14 protein-coding genes are annotated in these 19051 nt (G+C 66.7%); 7 read left to right on the plus strand and 7 right to left on the minus strand.

Annotation, left to right across the window (positions count from 1 at the left end):
* Positions 1-144 precede the first annotated feature (144 nt).
* The 7 genes from ABDV78_RS09425 (at position 145) to ABDV78_RS09455 (ending at position 9385) form a co-directional block, all read left to right on the plus strand.
* Positions 145-996, plus strand: coding sequence for an acyl-CoA thioesterase II (locus ABDV78_RS09425; RefSeq protein WP_343527138.1), 852 nt, complete (start codon positions 145-147; stop codon positions 994-996).
* Between the two features lie 417 nt (positions 997-1413).
* On the plus strand, positions 1414-2655 hold the full coding sequence (locus ABDV78_RS09430; protein ID WP_343527187.1) for a TetR/AcrR family transcriptional regulator: 1242 nt from the start codon (positions 1414-1416) through the stop codon (positions 2653-2655).
* A gap of 130 nt (positions 2656-2785) precedes the next feature.
* On the plus strand, positions 2786-3277 hold the full coding sequence (locus ABDV78_RS09435) for a hypothetical protein (RefSeq protein WP_343527139.1): 492 nt from the start codon (positions 2786-2788) through the stop codon (positions 3275-3277).
* A 93-nt stretch (positions 3278-3370) separates the two neighbouring features.
* Positions 3371-4090, plus strand: a complete 720-nt coding sequence (locus ABDV78_RS09440; protein ID WP_343527140.1) for a response regulator — start codon at positions 3371-3373, stop codon at positions 4088-4090.
* Between the two features lie 38 nt (positions 4091-4128).
* A complete protein-coding gene (locus ABDV78_RS09445; RefSeq protein WP_343527141.1) occupies positions 4129-5466 on the plus strand; it encodes an ATP-binding protein in 1338 nt (445 codons plus the stop codon).
* A 227-nt stretch (positions 5467-5693) separates the two neighbouring features.
* A complete protein-coding gene (locus ABDV78_RS09450) occupies positions 5694-7307 on the plus strand; it encodes an alpha-glucosidase (protein ID WP_343527188.1) in 1614 nt (537 codons plus the stop codon).
* The gene (locus ABDV78_RS09455) at positions 7304-9385 is read left to right on the plus strand and encodes a glycoside hydrolase family 97 protein (RefSeq protein ID WP_343527142.1); all 2082 of its coding nucleotides are present in this window, start codon (positions 7304-7306) and stop codon (positions 9383-9385) included. Before ABDV78_RS09450 ends, ABDV78_RS09455 begins: the two co-directional genes overlap by 4 nt.
* A gap of 43 nt (positions 9386-9428) precedes the next feature.
* Here the strand turns inward: ABDV78_RS09455 and ABDV78_RS09460 are convergent, their stop codons facing one another.
* From ABDV78_RS09460 to ptsP, 7 genes are all read right to left on the minus strand, one after another.
* Complete coding sequence (locus tag ABDV78_RS09460) at positions 9429-11522, minus strand: M3 family metallopeptidase (protein WP_343527143.1); 2094 nt, start codon at positions 11520-11522, stop codon at positions 9429-9431.
* 120 nt (positions 11523-11642) lie between these two features.
* Positions 11643-11765, minus strand: a complete 123-nt coding sequence (locus ABDV78_RS09465; RefSeq protein WP_343527144.1) for a hypothetical protein — start codon at positions 11763-11765, stop codon at positions 11643-11645.
* 68 nt (positions 11766-11833) lie between these two features.
* A complete protein-coding gene (locus tag ABDV78_RS09470; RefSeq protein ID WP_343527145.1) occupies positions 11834-12625 on the minus strand; it encodes a Crp/Fnr family transcriptional regulator in 792 nt (263 codons plus the stop codon).
* 81 nt (positions 12626-12706) lie between these two features.
* Positions 12707-13792: a DUF475 domain-containing protein gene (locus tag ABDV78_RS09475; protein WP_343527190.1), complete on the minus strand. Its 1086-nt coding sequence runs from the start codon at positions 13790-13792 to the stop codon at positions 12707-12709.
* 166 nt (positions 13793-13958) lie between these two features.
* Positions 13959-14744 (minus strand): helix-turn-helix domain-containing protein, encoded by a 786-nt coding sequence (locus tag ABDV78_RS09480; RefSeq protein ID WP_343527146.1) that lies wholly within the window; start codon positions 14742-14744, stop codon positions 13959-13961.
* Positions 14745-14858: 114 nt separating this feature from the next.
* Positions 14859-16571 (minus strand): N-acetylglucosamine-specific PTS transporter subunit IIBC, encoded by a 1713-nt coding sequence (gene nagE / locus ABDV78_RS09485; RefSeq protein ID WP_343527147.1) that lies wholly within the window; start codon positions 16569-16571, stop codon positions 14859-14861.
* On the minus strand, positions 16568-19018 hold the full coding sequence (gene ptsP / locus ABDV78_RS09490; protein ID WP_343527148.1) for a phosphoenolpyruvate--protein phosphotransferase: 2451 nt from the start codon (positions 19016-19018) through the stop codon (positions 16568-16570). The genes nagE and ptsP overlap by 4 nt, the downstream gene beginning before the upstream one ends.
* Positions 19019-19051 lie beyond the last annotated feature (33 nt).

Genomic DNA, 19051 nt, shown 5'->3' on the forward strand with positions numbered 1-19051 from the left:
GCGCTATGCCGCATGATAGCCGCTATCATCGCACCCAATCATTGACGTTTACGTCAACCAGACCCACAAAAGGGCATGAACGATCCGATGCCCCCTGCCCGCTCATTCGAAGCCCCCTCCCCCAAAACCCCATCGTCGGAAGCCATGGCCGCCGGGCTGGTCGCGCTGCTCGACGTCGAGGAGATCGACACCGATCTCTATCGGGGCGCACGTCGCCCCGGCGGCGAGGGGCGGGTCTTTGGCGGACAGGTGATCGCCCAGGCACTCCAGGCGGCGCAGCGTTCGACCGAGGCGCCGCGCGTCGCCCATTCGCTCCACGCCTATTTCATGCGGCCGGGCGACGAACGCTTCCCCATCATCTATCGCGTCCTGCGCGATTTCGAGGGGCGCAGTTTCGCCACGCGCCGCGTCGTGGCGATGCAGAAGGGCAAGCCGATCCTCAACCTCGCCTGTTCGTTCCAGACGCCAGAGGACGGGCTGCATCATCAGGATGCCATGCCCGATGTGCCCGCGCCCGACACGCTGGCCAACGAACGCGAACTGCTGGCCACGCTGGGCGACCAGATACCTGCGCCGGTCCGCGCCTTTCTCAGCCGCCCGCGCCCGATCGAGCTGCGCCCGGTCGACCCGCACCCGATGATGGCGTCCGGGCCGGGCGAACCGGCACAGGCGATCTGGTTCCGGCTGGTCGCACCGATCGGCGATGATCCCGCCTTGCACCGCGCCGTGCTGGCCTATGCCAGCGATTTCGCGTTGCTCGGCACCTCGACGCTGCCGCACGGCGTCAACTGGCTGATCGACAATATGCAGACCGCCAGCCTGGACCATGCGCTGTGGCTGCACGAGCCGTTTCGGGCGGATCAATGGCTGCTCTACACCACCGACAGCCCCTGGGCCGGGCATGCGCGCGGCTTCAACCGGGGCCGGATCTTCACCGCCGACGGGCGACTGGTCGCCAGCGTGGCGCAGGAGGGACTCATCCGGCTGCGCGACTGACCCTGGGGCTTGGCGGACGGACACGGTGATCGGGGCCGCCGCCTCATAACCAAAGACGCGCAGCATGTTCCGCTCCGCCCACAGGATGCGACCTTCCCTATCAAAGACCGCAATCAGGTGAGCCGAATCGTTCGACCGGAACGCAGGATCGCTCTTCTGCCAGAAATGATCACCCGCGGCGGCAGGATCGGCGCTTATCATGGGCTAACCCCACCAAAATGGGCCAACCTTCGTTAACTCTCATTGCGCCGCCAGAACGGAATTTCGCTGCACCCAAACCCCGTTTCGCCATACCGGTTTTTGGAAAGAATATGCCTCGCCCCCCGCCCGCGCCGAATTGCGTGGAAAAGGGCGATGACCCGCGACACTTTTCCTTCTAATGTCGGCCTCGACCACGACCGATCGGAGAGTAACGGCATGACGGCGCAGCCCGTCGCGGAGGGGCAGAATACCGAACGCTATCGCCAGAAGCGCGACGCCATCCTGGCGGCGGCGGCACAGGCGATCAACGAGCAGTCGGCCAAGGGCATGACCTTCGCCGATGTCGCGCGGCGGGTCGGGCTTAACACCACCAGCGTCACCTATTATTTCCGCCGCAAGGAAGATCTGGCGGCGGCGGCGTTCGAGAATACGCTCGACCGGCTGCTGGACATGATCGAGGTCGCCGCACGCGAACCGACTCCTCAGGCGCGGGTCGCGCGCTATCTGTCGCTCAACATGGACCGGCTGGCCCGGATCGAGCGGGCGGAGGAAACGCCGTTCGCCGTCCTGTCCGACCTGCGCGCGATGGAAGAGCCGATCCTGGGTACGCTGATGGCCGGATGGCAGAAGGTGTTCCGCGCGACGCGCAGCCTGTGGGGGCCGCCCGCCTCGCGCGCGCATACCGACCTGTACGGTGCGCGGGCGCATGTCCTGCTGGAGAATACCTTCTGGCTGCCGATGTGGCTGAACCGCTATGAACCCGATCAATATGACCGGGTGGAGGCCCGGCTGCTCGATGTGCTGACCCATGGCATCGCGGCGCACGGATCGGCCTGGGCGCCCGCGATGCTGGACCTCGACCAGCATCGGGCGACGAGCGCGGAGCCGGGGCGCGAGGCGTTCCTGCTGGCGGCGACGCGGCTGATCAACCAGCTCGGCTATCGCGGCGCGAGCGTGCAGCGGATCGCGTCCGAACTGAACGTTACCAAGGGCAGCTTCTACCACCATCTGGATGCCAAGGACGATCTGGTCACCGCCTGTTACCGCCGCAGCTTCGACACGATCACCGGCGCGCAGCAACTGGCCGATGCGGCCGGGGGCAGCCATTGGCACCGGCTGTCTAGCGCGATCGCGACGCTGCTCGACATCCAGTTCGCCGAGCGTGGGCCGCTGCTCCGCACCACCGCCTTGTCCAGCCTGCCCGGCGATGTGCGCGCCGCGATGGTGGAGCGGTCCAACCGGATCGCGCGGCGCTATGCCGGTACGATCATGGACGGCGTGGCAGAAGGATCGATGCGCGCGATCGATGCCCTGATCGCCGCCCAGGCCCTGATGGCGCTTCAGAACGCCGCGTTCGACATGCGCAAATGGGCGGCCACGATGGAGCGCCCCCAGGCGATCGCGCTCTACGCATCGACCATCCTGTACGGCATGTTCGACGACCGCCTGATCCCCTGACGGGGCATCGCCCGCACACAATTTGCGACAATTGCACCCCACCCCCGACATGATCGGGCGACAGCCATGGGCGAAAAGAGCCATCGACCGGAAGGGATTTGCCCCTTTCGTCGCAAAGGACCCGAACCCCATGCGAAAGACCCTGATCGGCCTTTCCCTCTTCACGCTGCTGTCGGCCACCGCGGCGCAGGCGCAGACGGGCGCTCCCCCGCCCCCGCCGCCCGCTCACATGGGCGGCGGCATGATGGGACTGCCAATCGACGCGTCGGGCAACACCACCCGCGCCGCCGCGATCGCCGCCGCCGACCGGCGCTTCGCGGCGATGGACGCCAATCACGACGGCACCGTGACCCCGGACGAGATGCGCGCCTATCGCGAACAGCAGCGGGCCCAGTGGCAGCAGCGCCACCCCGATCGTGCGGGACGCCCGGATCGCGCCACGCCCCGCCCCATCACTGCCGAAGCCTTCCGCGCCCGCGCACTCGCCATGTTCGACCGTCTCGACACCAATCACGACGGGACGATCGACGCCACCGAGCGCGCCGCCGCGCCCCGGTTCGGCGGGCGTCGCCATCATGGCGACATGCCCCCCGGAGCTCAGCCTGCCCCGCAGGACGACTGAGCCGTCAAGCGGGGCGATCGATTCCCCCACCGGCGATTCTCCCACCGGTCGTCCCGCTTGCGAGGCTCGCCTGCCATGCTAGACCCCTCCCCCATGTCCGAAACGCCGCACCTGCTGCTCGTCGACGACGAGCGTTCGATCCGCGAGCCGCTGGCCGTCTATCTGACCAAACAGGGTTTCCGCGTGACGCAGGCGGGTGATGCCGCCTCGGCGCGGACCCGATTGGCCGCCTATGCGATCGACCTCGTCATTCTCGACATCATGATGCCGGGCGAGGACGGGCTTTCGCTGTGCCGGCATATCGCGGCGACCAGCGAGGTGCCCGTCATCCTGCTGACCGCCCGCGCCGAGGAGACCGATCGGATCGTCGGGTTGGAAATGGGCGCGGACGATTATGTCGTGAAGCCCTTCTCGCCGCGCGAACTGGCGACGCGGGCCAAGGTCGTGCTGCGCCGGACGCAGGCTGGGGGCGCGCGACTGCACGCACCCGACAGCGGCTCCTACGCCTTTGCGGGCTGGGTGCTGAAATCCGGCGAGCGTTCGCTGGTGGACCGTGAGGGCGTGTCGGTGATGCTGTCGACCGGGGAGTATAATCTCCTGCTCGCCCTGGTCAGCCGCCCGCGCCAGGTGCTGACCCGCGACCAGTTGCTCGACCTGACCCAGGGGCGCGAGGCCGCCGCCTTCGACCGCGCCATCGACAACCAGGTCAGTCGCCTGCGCCGCAAGATCGAGGCGGACCCCAAGTCGCCGGAGATCATCAAGACCGTCTGGGGCGGCGGCTATACGCTGGCCGCCGAGGTGACGCGCCTGTGACGCTGATCCTGTGGGCCTGATCCCGTGAACGCGAACCAATGAGGCTGCGCCTGTGGCCCCGGCGGCTGGCGGCGCAGATGGCGCTGCTGCTCGCGATCGCGCTGTTCGTCGCGCAGGTGATCAACTTCACCCTGTTGCTGCGCGAGCGGCGGACCCTGTTGCTCGAACAGACGTCCGGCCCCGCCATCGCGCGGCTGAACGACGCGATCGACCGCACCGCAAATGGCCGTGCGCTGTCCAACGACCGGGGGCGGGTGCGCGCTTCGGTCGACAATCCGATCCGCCCCGGCCTTCCACGCGTTCCCGAGGTCGAAAGGCTGATCCGTGAGGGCCTGGCCGAGGCGGGGCACCCTGTCGGCCGGGTCTTGACCGGACTGCGCCCGTTCAACCCCGAGGATTTCGGCTGGCCGCGCCGCCGCAACGACCGTCGCCCACCACCGGCGGAGGAGTTGCTGATCGCGATCGAGCGCAAGGGCGGCGGCTGGCTGGTGACCCGCTCCTTCTGGCCCAGCGACGGCATGTTGCTGGTCTGGCGACTGATCGCGCAGACGCTGATCCTGTACGGGGTGATCCTGTTGCCGGTGCTGTGGATCGGGCGGCGCATCTCACGCCCGCTGCGCGACCTGACCCAGGCGGCCGAACGCTTCGACCCGCGCGAGAGGGGCGAGCCGATCCCCGAACAGGGGCCCCTCGACGTCTCCGCGCTGATCGCCGCGTTCAACGCGCTGCGGCTGCGGATCGGGGCGATGCTGGACGAAAAGGACCGGATGCTCGGCGCGATCGGGCATGACCTGCGCACGCCGCTGGCCGCTTTGCGGGTACGGATCGAGTCGGTCGAGGACGACCAGGACCGGCTGCGCATGGCCGACACCATCGCCGAGATGAACAAGACGCTGGAGGACATTCTCTCGCTCGCGCGCGCCGGTCGCCCCAGCGAGATGGAGACCAATGTCGACCTGAACGCGCTGGTCGATGCGGTGGTCGCCGACTTCCACGATCTGGGGCAGGACGTGACCTTCGAGGAAGGCGGGCGGCTGCGGTTGAAGCTGCGCCCCTCGCTGATGCGGCGTGCGGTGCGCAATCTCATCGAGAATGCGGTCAAATATGGCCATGCCGCCGATGTCCGCATCGACCCGCATGCCGATCACGTTGCCATCATCGTCGCCGATCAGGGCCCCGGTATCGCCCCCGAGCAGTTGGAGGCGGTGTTCGATCCCTTCACCCGCCTGGAAAGCTCCCGCAACCGCGACACCGGCGGGATCGGGCTGGGCCTCGCACTCGCCCGAACGATCGTGCGCGAGGCGGGCGGGGATATCCACCTGACCAACCGGCGCGAGGGCGGGCTGGCCGCGACGATCACCCTGCCGCGTTCGTAGGTCCTTCAGCGCCGGGAAGGAGGATCGATTCTCGGTCCCATGCGACGCGCCCGACCGCCTTCAACACCTTGGCAAGGCCGCTGCGACTGGTGACGCAGGTTGAAACGGCATCGCAACATTATACCATGATGGCGGAGGCCTGCACTCCCGTCGCCGCTGCACCGGGCAGCCCGATGTTTTGACTTGCCCGCCTTCGGCCATGCCGTCTGCGCGGCGGAGAGCCGATGATGACCGAAACCTACCCTGCTGCTCCGCGCCCCTGGTGGAAGGGCGCCGTGATCTATCAAATCTATCCCCGCAGCTTCGCCGACAGCAATGGCGACGGCATCGGGGACTTGCCCGGCATCACCGCAAGGCTGGATCATGTCGCCAGCCTGGGGGTGGACGCGATCTGGCTGTCGCCCTTCTTCACCTCGCCGATGAAGGATTTCGGCTATGACGTCGCCGATTACCGCGATGTCGATCCGATCTTCGGCACGCTCACGGATTTCGACGCGCTGGTCGCCCGCGCGCACGAACTGGGGCTGAAGGTCGTCATCGACCAGGTGTACAGTCACACCTCCGACGAACATCCCTGGTTCACCGAAAGCCGTTCCAGCCGCACCAACCCGCGCGCCGACTGGTATGTCTGGGCCGATCCCAAGCCGGATGGCTCGCCCCCGTCCAACTGGCAATCGGTGTTCGGCGGCCCCGCCTGGACCTGGGACGCGCGGCGCAGGCAATATTATCTCCACAATTTCCTGAAGGAGCAGCCCCAGCTTCACGTCCACCATCCCGAGGTGCAGGCCGAATTGCTGGCGACCGCGCGTTTCTGGCTGGACCGGGGCGTGGACGGTTTCCGGCTCGACGCGATCAACTTCATGATGCACGAGCCGACCCTTCGCGATAACCCGCCCGCGCCGGATACGGGCAGGACGCGGACCCGGCCCTTCGACTTCCAGCTCAAGCTCTACAATCAGAGCCATGCCGACATCGTGCCCTTCCTGGAGCGGATCCGCGCCACGCTGGACAGCTATGGCGACCGCTTCACCGTGGCCGAGGTCGGCGGCGACGAAGCGGATCGGGAAATGAAGCTGTTCACCGCCGGGGATCACCGGCTGAACACCGCCTATGGTTTCGACTTCCTCTATACCGATCGGCTGACCCCGCACCTCGTCGCCGAGGCGCTGGCGAAATGGCCCGCCGAGCCGGATGTCGGCTGGCCGAGCTGGGCCTTCGAGAACCATGATGCGCCGCGCGCCCTATCCCGCTGGACGACGCCGGAGCATCGCGAAGCCTTCGCCCGAATGAAGATGCTGCTGCTCGTGTCCCTGCGCGGCAATGTCTTTCTCTACCAGGGCGAGGAACTGGGGCTGACGCAGGTCGATGTCCCCTTCGACCGGCTGGTCGATCCAGAGGCGATCGCCAACTGGCCCCTCACCCTGTCGCGCGACGGTGTTCGCACCCCGATGCCGTGGCGCAGCGATGCGCCGCATGGAGGTTTCTCGGAGGTGGAACCATGGTTGCCGGTCGGGCCCGATCACCCCGCCATGGCAGTCGATCGGCAGGAAAACGATCCCGCCTCGCTGTTGAACCTCACACGGCGGCTGGTACGACTGCGCGCGGAGACACCTGCGCTGGCGGTGGGCGACCTGACACTGGTGCATGCCGACGAACAATTGCTCGCATTCGAGCGGCGCGCGGGCGACCAGCATCTGCTATGCCTGTTCAACATGGGCGACACGCCCGTCCAGCTTCCCCCCACCCTGCCGCGCGGCGGGCGAATGCTGGTCCAGATCAATAGCGCCACCGAAGAACGCCTTGGTGCGTTCGGAGCGGCGATTCGGGAGATGACTGCATGAAGACCCTCCTTGCGCTCGGGCTGATCGGCGGCCTCGCCGGGACCGCCTCGGCGCAGAACGGCCCCGCCGACCCGGCGGTCAACGAGACGTTCAAATTCGCCAAGCCTGCTGGCCAGCCCGACGCGGTCGAAACCTCGCCCGACGGCACGATCACGGTCCAGGTCTCGACCGACAATGACGGTCGCGCGGTCTATATGATTGCACGGGGCGGCAAGGCGATCGTCGCCCCCTCGCATCTGGGCATGATGTTCACCGACGCCCCCAAGATCGAACGGGGCATGAAGATCGAGTCGGTCGCCCACGCCCAGTCCGACACGAGCTGGACCCAGCCCTGGGGCGAATGGCGCACCATCCGCGACCATCACCGCGAGATGCGCGTACGCCTGATCGAGTCGAGCGCGCTCCACCGCCGCTATGACGTGGTGTTCCGCGTGCAGGACGACGGCGTCGGCTTCCGCTACGAATTCCCCGAACAGCAGGCGCTTCCCCACGCCAACATCGCCGAGGAACTGACCGAGTTCAACATCGCGCAACCCGGCACGGCCTGGTGGAAGCCCGCCTTTCTGTGGAACCGCGAGGAATATCTCTATAATCGCACGCCGATCACCGCGGTCGGCACGGCGGCGACGCCGATCACCATGAAGCTGGACGACGGCACCCATATCGCCATCCATGAGGCAGCACTGGTCGACTATGCCAGCATGGCGGTGATGAAGACCGAGGGGAACGGGTTCAAGGCGGTCCTTACCCCCGGTTCGGGCGCGCCCAAGGTGGTGAAGACGGGCGCGTGGACGACGCCGTGGCGGACCTTCCTGATCGCCCCCGATGCGGGCGGGCTCTATATGAGCCATCTGATGCTCAACCTGAACGAGCCCAACAAGCTGGGTGACGTCGCCTGGGTGAAGCCGGGCAAGTTCGTCGGCGTCTGGTGGAAGATGATCAAGGGCGAATGGAGCTGGGCGCGCGGGCCCCGCCATGGTGCCACCACCGCCAATGTGAAGACCTATATCGACTTCGCCGCGAAGTATGGCATCCCCGGCGTGCTGGTCGAGGGATGGAATATCGGCTGGGACGGCGACTGGGCGGGCAATGGCTCGGCGATGCAGTTCGCGACCCCGGCGGAGGATTTCGACGCGGATTATCTGGCGAAATATGCCAAATCAAAGGGTGTCTCATTGATCGGCCATCACGAAACGGGCGGCGCGGTCAGCCATTATGAGAGCCAGTTCGACCCGGCGTTCAAGTTCGCCGCCGATCATGGCGAACATGTCGTCAAGACCGGCTATGTCGCCGATGCCGGGCAGATCGAGCGGGTGAACCCCGATGGCTCGGTTGCCCGCGAGTGGCATGAGGGCCAGTGGATGGTGAACCACCATCTCCGCGTGCTGGAGGCCGCCGCGAAGTACAAGGTTGCGATCGACAGCCACGAGCCGGTCAAGGACACGGGTCTGCGCCGCACCTATCCCAACTGGCTGGCGCGCGAGGGCTCGCGCGGGATGGAGTATAACGCCTGGGCGGGCAAGAACCCGCCCGAGCATGAGGCGAACCTGGCCTTCACCCGGATGCTGGAAGGCCCGATGGACTTCACGCCGGGCGTGCTCAGCCTGACCGGCAGCGACGACAGCCCGATCCAGTCGACCATCGCCAAGCAGCTCGCTTTGTATGTGGTGCTCTACTCGCCGGTGCAGATGGCGGCCGACACGCCGGAAAATTACGCAAAATATCCGCAGGCCTTCCGTTTCATCGCCGACGTGCCGGTGGACTGGGAGGATAGCCGCGTGCTGAACGGCGAGGTCGGCGATTACGTCACCTTCGCACGGCGGGACCGTAAGAGCCGCGACTGGTATATCGGGTCGATCACCGACGAGAATCCGCGCGACCTGACCGTGACGCTCGACTTTCTCGATCCGGGGAAGACCTATGAGGCGCAGGTCTACAAGGACGGTCCCGGCGCGACCTATGCCACCGACGCACGCCATTCGATCGCTTTCGAAACCCGGCGGGTGAAGAAGGGCGACACGCTGACGCTGTCGCTGGCCGCCGGTGGTGGCCAGGCGATCCGGTTGAAGGCGCTGTAAACTCCGCTTCCCCCCCATCGTGCGATGGGGAGGAATTGGCCTGTTACTTCGTCGGGAAGCCGCGCTGCTTGAGCAAGGCATTCACGTCCGGGTCGCGACCCCGGAACGCGCGATAGGCCTCGGCGCGGTCCGTCTCATTCCCCGTCGACAACAGGATGCGCGCGAAGCGATCGGCCGTCGCCTTGTCCCACGGGCTGCCCGCTTCCTCGAACGCGGCAAAGGTGTCGGCGTCCATCGTCTCCGACCAGAGATAGCTGTAATAGCCGGCCGAATAGCTGTCGGACGAGAAGAGGTGGTTGAACTGCGGCAGGCGGTGCCGCATCACCAGTTCCTTCGGCATCCCGATCTCCTTCAGCGTCGCCGCCTCGAACGCCGCCGGATCGACAATCCCGTCGGGGATGGTGTGCAGCTTCATATCCAGAATCGCCGAGGACAGATATTCGGTCGTCGCAAAGCCCTGGTTGAAGGTTTCCGACGCCTTGATCTTGTCGAGCAGCGCCTGCGGCATGGGCTGGCCGGTCTTGTAGTGGCGGGCATATTTGTCCAGCACGTCGCGGGTCAGCAGCCAGTGCTCGTTCACCTGGCTGGGATATTCCACGAAGTCGCGCGGCGTCCCCGCCAGCCCCGGATAGGTGACGTTCTGGAGCATCGCGTGGATCGCATGGCCGAATTCGTGGAACAGCGTCTCGGCATCGTCCAGGCTGATCAGCACCGGCTCGCCCTTCGCGCCCTTGGCGAAGTTGTTGTTGTTGGACGACAGGACATTCTGCACCGGCGGCAGGTTGCGCTGGCCGCGATAGGTGTTGGCCCAGGCCCCCGAACGCTTGCCCGTGCGCGCGAAATCGTCGCGGTAGAACAGGCCGACTTCCTTGCCATTCCGCGTCACATGCCAGACGCGCATGTTTGGCTCGAACACGGGCACAGTGCCGGTGATCTCCTTGAACTCCAGCCCATAGAGACGGTTCGCGGCATAGAGCGAACCCTGGATGATGTTGTTCAGCTCGAAATAGGGCTTCAGTTCCGCCTGATCGAGATCGTAGCGGCTCTTGCGGACCTTTTCCTGATAGAAGCGATAGTCCCAGGGCTCGATGGTGATCTTCGCCCCTTCCCCCTTGGCAGCAGAGGCGTCGGCGATCGCCTGCATGTCGCGGACCTCTTCGGCGACGCGCGCCTTGGCGGCGGGCCAGACGCGCATCATCAGGTCCATCGCGGCGGCCGGGGTCTTGGCCATGGTGTCCTGCATCCGCCAGTCGGCATGGGTCTTGAAGCCCAACAGATGCGCGCGGTTGGCACGAAGGCGGACGATGCGGGCGATCGTCGCCTTGGTATCGTTGACATCGCCATTATCGCCGCGCTTGACGAAGGCACGCCACACCTGCTCGCGCAAGGCCCGGTCGGTCGCGAAGGTCAGCACCGGATCGACCGCCGAGCGGGTGTTGACGATCGCCCAGCCCTGCTGACCGCGCTCGGCCGCCGCCGCCTTGGCGACCGCCTTCACGCTGTCGGGCAATCCCGCCAGCCTTGCCTCGTCGGTGACGATGATCGCGGTGCCCTCATCTGCCAGCAACCGCTGCGAGAACTCGCTGAAGTTGACCGCCAGATTCTGATTGAAGGCGGACAGTTCGGCCTTTTGCGCCGGGGTCAGCCTGGCACCCTGCCGCACGAAGCTGTCATAGGTCCGCGTCACCAGCCGCTTCTGCTGGGCGTCGAGGCCACTGGTGTCCCGCGCCTTGTAGACCGCCTCGATCCGCGCGAACAGCTTGGGGTTGAAGGTGATCTCGTCCGACGCCTTGGCCAGCTTGGGCGACCATTCGCGGTCCAGCGCCTGATAGGCAGGCGTATTCATATTGCCGGTCATCACCCCGAACAGCGTCATCACGCGGTTCAGCGTCTGCCCGGCATTCTGCATCGGTACGAAGGTGTTGGCGAAGGTCGGCTTGGCCGGGTTGTCGGCGATCCGGTCATAATCCCGCTTGCGTTCGGCCAGCGCCGCCTCGAACGCGGCGGGGAAGAGTTCGGGCTTCACCTTGTCCCAGGGGGGCACCCCACCATAGGGGCCGGTCCAGGGCGCGAGCAACGGATTGGTGGCCGGAGCCTGCGCCCCCTGTGGCGGGCTGGCGACGGCGGTCGATGTCATAAGAACCGCCAAGGCAGCGGCAAGGGACAGATGACGCAAGGAAGACTCCCGTTCATGAAACGTACGTCATCATCATAAGCCACGGATCTGGCGGGTAAAGTCCGCGTGACCGTCAGCCTTTCATCCGCCGGGCGATCCCCGCTGCTCCTCGGCCAGCCTCGCCGCGACGATCAGCGCCTTGCCGGTCGCGTGTGCACAGGCGGGCGTCATCGTCACCGCGACACCGTCGGGGCCGTCGAGCATCACAACTCCTTCTTCCGCCGTCGCCCGTCCGGCGTCATCACGGACGCCCTGGCCTGGATCCGGCGCAGTCACGACGCCGCATCGTCCAGCGCAGGGCCACCGCCATAGAGATAAGCCGGATCGAAATCGCACAGGCCGGCCAGCGCTTTCGCGTCGGGAATATGCACCGTGCCGCTGCGAAAGGTCATCAATCCCCGTTCGCGCAACGACCGCAACACGCGGTTGAGATGAACCGGCGTGATCCCCGTCGCCTCCGCAAGATCGATCTGGGTTACCGGAAAGCGGAAGGTGCCGTCGCGCACCAGGTCGACCATCGCCAGCCGCGCATGCAGTTCGCAGAACAGATGGGCGACGCGGCCATCCGCCTCCAGCCGCCCCAGCCGGAACACCCATTCGCGGTGCATCGCCGCGTCGAGCAGCGTCGAAAACCATAATAGCCGGGTCAGGCGCGGGCGATGCGCGACGATCTCTCCCAGTTGATCATGGCCGACAAGCGCCAACCGGGCCGGGGTCAGCGTCGCCACCTCATGATCGAGATAGCGCATCGCGAAGCCATGAAGGTCGACGAAATCGCCGGGCACGTGAAAGGCGACGATCTGGCGGTTGCCATGCCGGTCGTCCATGTACCGGCACATCACCCCCTCCAGCAAAAGACTGCTATAGCGTACCCGTTCGTTCTGGCGGATGACGATGTGGCGGGCGGGAACCTTGCGGACATCATCCACCGCTTTTTCCAGGATGGCGACATCCTCCGGCGTCATCGCCTCGCGCCCGCGTTCCTTCAGGAACAGTCCGGTGAGCAGCGCCCGGTCCAGAACAGCGGGCTGATTGCGCGGGGCACTGATTGCTGACACCGTCATGCCGTTATCCCCTCGTCAGATTCGTATCGGGGGAAATCATCGGCGGTCGCAAACAGTTCCCGCGACCGGCGGCGACACCGATCAGTCGCCGATCGGCTTGCCGGAGGGATGGACCGGATCCGCCTGCCCGATCGCCTGCTCGGGATGCTTGCGGTTGCTGCGCACCGACGCCCAGAAGGACAGGCCGATCAGGGTCGCACCGATCAGGCCGGTGATCGTCTCTGGAATGTGGAAGCGGACCGACAGCAGCATGATCGCGGCCAGCGCGATGATGGCATAGAAGGCGCCATGCTCCAGATAGCGATACTGGGTCAGCGTACCATGGTCGACCAGCATGATCGTCATCGACCGGACGAACATCGCCCCGATGCCCAGGCCCAGCGCGATGATGAACAGGTTGTTCGACAGCGCGAACGCCCCGATCACCCCGTCGAACGAGAAGCTGGCGTCGAGCACCTCCAGATAGAGGAAGGCGGCAAAGCCCGATCGGGCGGCCGCGCCGGTCACGGCATCGCCATCCCCCTCCAGCAGAACGCCGATCGCATGCACCGCGATATAGGTGAGCAGCCCGAAAATCCCCGCGGTGATGAAGGTCATCGCCTCTGCGGCCGGAATGAACTGCGCGATGCCGTAAAGCGCCAGCAGCACGATGCCGGTGGCCAGCCCCGAAATCCGGCGCAGCGCGGCCAGCGGACGCTCGATGAAGGGCAACCAATGCTCCTCCTTGGCCTCGTCCAGGAAGAAGTTCAGCCCGACCATCGCCAGGAAGCTGCCACCGAAACCGGAAATGCCGACATGGGCGGATGTGATGATCCGTTCATAACGGACCGGATCGGCCGCCGCGAGCTTGACCGCCTCGATCGGGCCCAGATGCGCCGCGATGGCGACGATGGCGAGCGGAAAGACGATCCGCATCCCGAACACCGCGATCACGATGCCCCAGGTCAGGAAGCGGTGACGCCACGTGTCGTCCATGTCGCGCAGCACGGTCGCATTGACCACTGCATTGTCGAACGACAGCGACACCTCCAGCACGCCCAGCACCAGTACGATCCACAGGATGCCGAACGTGCCCGGGACCGTGCCCGTCAACGCGAACCCCAGCCAGGCGGCCAGGGCCAGGCATATGGCGGTAAAGAGCAGCGAACCCTTGTAGTATTTCAACAGCACCCCAATCCCCCTGCCCAAAAGGGCATCGCGGCCGTCGTTCCGCGAACCCACGGGGTATCGCGGCGGCCCTTCGCGACGAACGGGACGGTAAAGCCCCGCCCATCCGATTTGTTCAATCGCACCGAGGCTCTATCGTCGCATAAGGGGGTTCGACAAGCCGCTATCAGAGACGGGTGTCGTCACCGATCAACTGAGAGGATATATATTCGGCGGTCATGCAGAGCTGCGCCAGCGCCTCGGCCTCGTTCACCGGCGCATCGGTCAGGTGGACGAACGGCACGGTCAGGACCGCGCAGGCCCGGCCGCAGCGCATGATCGGCGCGGCGAGTTCGACCATGCCGACCAGTTCCGGGCTGTCGGCCCGGACAAAGCCCTGGTCCCGCACGACCTGCGCCCGCGCGACCAGATCGGACAGATCGGCGGCGGACAATCGCGGATGGAACAGCGCCTCCCAATCGCGCCGCGTCGCGTCCGACTGAAAGGCATAGAGGAGCACGCCGGACGGCGTTTCGTGCAGCGACCGGCGGTGGCCGACCCGCACCGAAAAGCCGATCGCGGTGGATGCCTCCATCCGCGCGATGACCGACGATGCGGCGCCGGAGGGAATGGCGAGATAGCAGGACTGGCCGATCCGATCCGCCAGCCCCCGCATCTCGGGCAAGGCCTGTTCCATCAGGCTGCGCACCGGCGGCCGCTTCAGCCCGAGATGGAACAGGCGCGGGGTCATGACATAGCCGTCCAGCCCCTGCGCGACATAGCCGCGATGCTCCAGAACCTGGATCATACGGAACAACTCGCCCGTCGAGCGGCCCAACCGCGTGACGATGGCACTCATCGTCAACGGCTGATCCTCCGCCGCGAGCAGTTCCAGGATATCGAGCCCTTTTTCCAGAGCCGGGGCGCGATAAAGCCGCTTATCGTCCGCGCCGCCCGCGGTTTCCGTTACCAATCAACATCTCCGACGCGAACCGATCTTCCCGTCGGGATCGCGATTACACATGTATGAAGTTTACATCGGGCGGCGTGGCAGCGGCAACATGATTAATATCGGATTTACACTAATCTATTTTGTGAGCAGGTGAACGACGCCATCCGCGACCGGCGCAATCGCCCTGGCGTTCTCCGGCACCCCCGCCTCGACCAGCGACGCATCGACCAGCGCGATCCGCCAGCGTCCCGCATGGCGGCTTGCCGACCGGATATTGTCCGCACCGCCCATCGCCCGCACATAGGCGGCGGGCATGGTCTCTGCGGGCACGGGGGCCGCCTGCTCGGGAACCGGCGAGATGGCCGCAACGGGTCGCCGCGCCGCGCCATGCCCGGCCTCGATAGAGCCGCGCATCTCCATCGCGATGGTGTCCGCGACCGGCCCCACCACGACCTGTACGCCCTTGGGCGACGGGCGAAGGATACCCCGTGCGCCGAGCCGCTTGAGCGCAGCCTCATCGACCTGCGCAGGGTCGGCGACCAGCAGACGCAGCCGCGTGGTGCACGCCGCCACCTCGGTCAGGTTCGCGCCGCCGCCCATCGCGGCGACGAAGGCCGCGCCACGTCCGCCCTCGGCTGGTGCGGCATCCGCCTGCGCCTCTTCGCTCTCGCTCACCACCTCGGCCTCGCGTCCCGGGGTCTGAAGGTTCCAGCGACGGATGGCGAAGCGGAACACGCCATAATAGAGCAACGCATAGACCGCACCGACCGGGATCAGCAGCAGCGGCTTCGTCGCCTTGCCGAAATTGATCACATAGTCGAACAGACCGGCCGAGAAGGTATAGCCCAGCCGGACGCCGAGCGCGTTCATCACCGCCTCCGAAACGCCGGTCAGAATGGCGTGGAAGGCATAGAGCACCGGCGCCAGGAACATGAAGCTGAACTCGATCGGCTCCGTCACGCCGGTCAGGAACGACATCAGCGCCAGGCTGAACAACATGCCGCCGACTGCCTTTTTCCGCTCCGGCAACGCCTCGTGATACATAGCGAGACAGGCGGCGGGCAGGCCGAACATCATGACCGGGAAGAAGCCGCTCATGAACGCGCCCGCCGTCGGATCGCCCGCGAAGAAGCGGTTCAGGTCGCCGGTCTTGCCCATATAGTCGCCGACCACGAAATAGGCGACGGTGTTCAGGATGTGATGAAGGCCGGTGACGATCAGCAGCCGGTTCAGCACGCCGAAGGCGAACAGGCCCAGGCCGCCCGCCTGGACGACACCCTGGCTCAGCGCATCGATCCCTGCATTGACCGGCCCGAACGCCACGCCCAACAGTCCCGCCAGCGCCAGACCGGCAATCCCCGAAATGATCGGCACGAAGCGGCGACCGCCGAAAAAGGCCAGATATTCCGGCATCTTGATCGTGGCAAAACGGTTGTAGAAATTGCCGCCGATCAGCCCGGAGACGATGCCGATCGGCACGTCGAAACGGTGGACCGACTTGGTCCGCCACGCGGCCTCGACGGTCGCGGCGATATCCTGGGCCAGCCCCGTCGCGGTGCCGGCGGGCGGCACGACCAGCGTCTCGGCGCCCTTGATGGTGACGAGATAACAGGTGATCCCCGCCAACGCCGCCGCGCCGTTGCCGTCACGGGCAAAGGCGGTGGCGACGCCGACCGCGAACAACAGTCCCAGATTGTCGAAGATCGCATTCCCGGCATTGGCCATGAAGGCGATGCCCAGCAGGTCGGGCTGCCCCAGACGGAGCAGCAGGCCCGCCACCGGCAGGACGGCGATGGGCAGCATGAGCGCCCGCCCGAGCGATTGTAGCGAGGCCATGGGCGAGCTCATGCGCCGATCTCCTGAAGCATGGTGGTGATATGCGCGCGGACCGCCGCCGCCGAGGGGAGTGACAGCGCGCGCATCGCGGCGGCGCGGCACCGGGCCATATCCAGCTTGCCGACCAATGCCTTGATCGCCGAGACCCGCGCCGGCGGCACGGACAACTCCGTCACGCCCAGACCCAGCAGGATCGGCACCGCCAGCCGGTCCGCGGCCAATGAACCACACACGCCGACCGGCGTGTCATGCCGGGCCGCACCGTCGCACGCCGTGCCGATCAGGCGCAGCACGGCCGGATGCAGGCCATCGACCCCCGCCGCCACCGCCGCATTCCCGCGATCCATGGCCAGCGTATATTGGGTCAGGTCGTTCGTGCCGATCGAGAAGAAATCGGCCTTGCGCGCAAGGATATCGGCCGAAATCGCGGCCGCCGGGGTTTCGATCATCACGCCGACCTCGGCCTTGCGACCCTGCCGCTCGACGACTGCGCGCACCGCCTCCAGTTCGGAAAGGCTGGCGACCATCGGCGCCATGATCCGGCAGGGCTGACGCACCGCCAAAATCGCCGCCACCTGATCCTCCAGCAACTGCGGATCGGCCAGCGACACGCGGATACCGCGCAGGCCCAGCGCCGGATTTTCCTCGACCGGCAGGTCCATATAGGGCGCGGGCTTGTCGCCGCCGACATCGAGCAGCCGGACGATCATCGGCCGGTCGCCCAGCGCATCGGCGATCGCCTGATAATCGCGGGTCTGTTCGTCGCGGGTCGGCGCGGTTTCACGCTCCAGAAACAGGAATTCGGTGCGCAGCAGGCCACAGCCCTCCGCGCCCTCCGCCACCGCCGCCTCGGCATCGGCGACCGAGCCGAGATTGGCGAACATCTCGATCCGGGTGCCGTCCGCCGTGCGGCACGGGCCGGTGGCGGCACGCGCGGCCTCCATCTCGGCCTTGCGGCGGGCGATGGTGTCGCGCACCTGGTCCTGCGTCTCGGCATCCGGCTCGGGATCGATCAGCCCGCGATCGGCATCAAGGACGATCGTACGGCCATCCTCCAGCACAGCCAGCGCCTCGCCGAACGCGACCGCCATGGGCAGCCCCATGCCCGCCGCCAGGATCGCGGCATGCGAGGTCGGCCCGCCCTTCACCAGCGCGATGCCCGCCACCATGGTCGCATCGAGCGCAGCGACCTGGCTCGGCAGCAGGTCTTCAGCGACCAGGATCGCGCCCGCAGCCACCGTCGCCCCCTCGATCGGCAGGCCCGCCAGCGCGGCGAGCACATGGCGTTCGAGATCGCGCAGATCGTCGGCACGCTCGGCGATACGGCGGTCGCCGCTCGACAGCAGCACCCCCACCTGCTCGGCGATCGCCTGCTGCCAGGCCACGCCCGCGCTACGCCCTTCGCCGATGCTCGCCATCGCCGCATCCGCCAGTGTCGGGTCGTCCAGCATCGCACGGTGCGCGGCCATCACGCCGCCCCGCGCGCCGCCAGCGGCGGCCGCCTGTTCCAGCCCCTGGCGGACCCGCGCCAGCGCATCGTTCAGCCTGGACCGTTCGTCTTCGGCTGCGCCCGCAAGCGTCTCGACCGGGATCGCCGCGCGGGTCAGGCGATGGATCGGCCCGACCGCCAGGCCGGGTGCCGCAGGCACGCCGCCCAGCCCCGGACCTTCGGCCCGCGCGGGCCCGGGCGCCTCCACCGGCGTTTCCTCGGGCGTCGCGTCGTTCAGAAAGGCGATGACTTCGGCCAGCGCGGCAGCGGCCTCAGCCCCGCTCGCCTCGATCCGCACGGTCGCGCCATGCCCCAGTCCCAGGCCGAGCAGGCCGACGGCGCTGAGCGCCGACGCATTGCGTTCGCCATGGAACAGTGTGACCTTCGCCTCATGCCGCCGCACCGCTTCGACCAGCCGGGCGGCGGGGCGGGCGTGCAGGCCGTGCGACAGCGCCACCATTGTTTCCTGGATCAGCGTCTCGCCGCCCTTGTCGGCGCCCTCCGCCCGTGCGCCCAGCGGAACGACACGAAGCAGCGGATCGCCGACCGCAACCATGCCGTGCGCGATCGGCTCCACGGCATAGAGCGTGGCATCGGCGACGATCACCGGCGTCACGACCGCTGGCGCATGCTGGACCAGATAGTCGAGGTCGAAGCGGATCAGCGGCTGGCCCGCCGCGACCTTCGCCCCGGCCTGAACCTGCGGAGTGAGGCCCCGGCCGCCCAGCGAAACGGTGTCGATGCCGATATGGCAGATCAGTTCATAGCCGTCGGCGCTTCGCAGGGTCACGGCGTGACCGGCCTCATGCACCGTCAACACGGTCGCGTCGCATGGCGCGCACAGGGCATCGTTGATCGGATCGATCGCCACGCCGTCGCCCAGCATCTTCTCGGCAAAAACCGCGTCGGGCACCTGTGCCAGCGGCGTCACCCAGCCTGCCAGGGGAGCAAAAACGGTCCAGTCACTCATCGCACGTCACTCATCGCCAAGCTGCTTTTCCTC

The organism is Sphingomonas sp., assembly GCF_039594485.1.
Classification (GTDB): Bacteria; Pseudomonadota; Alphaproteobacteria; order Sphingomonadales; family Sphingomonadaceae; genus Sphingomonas.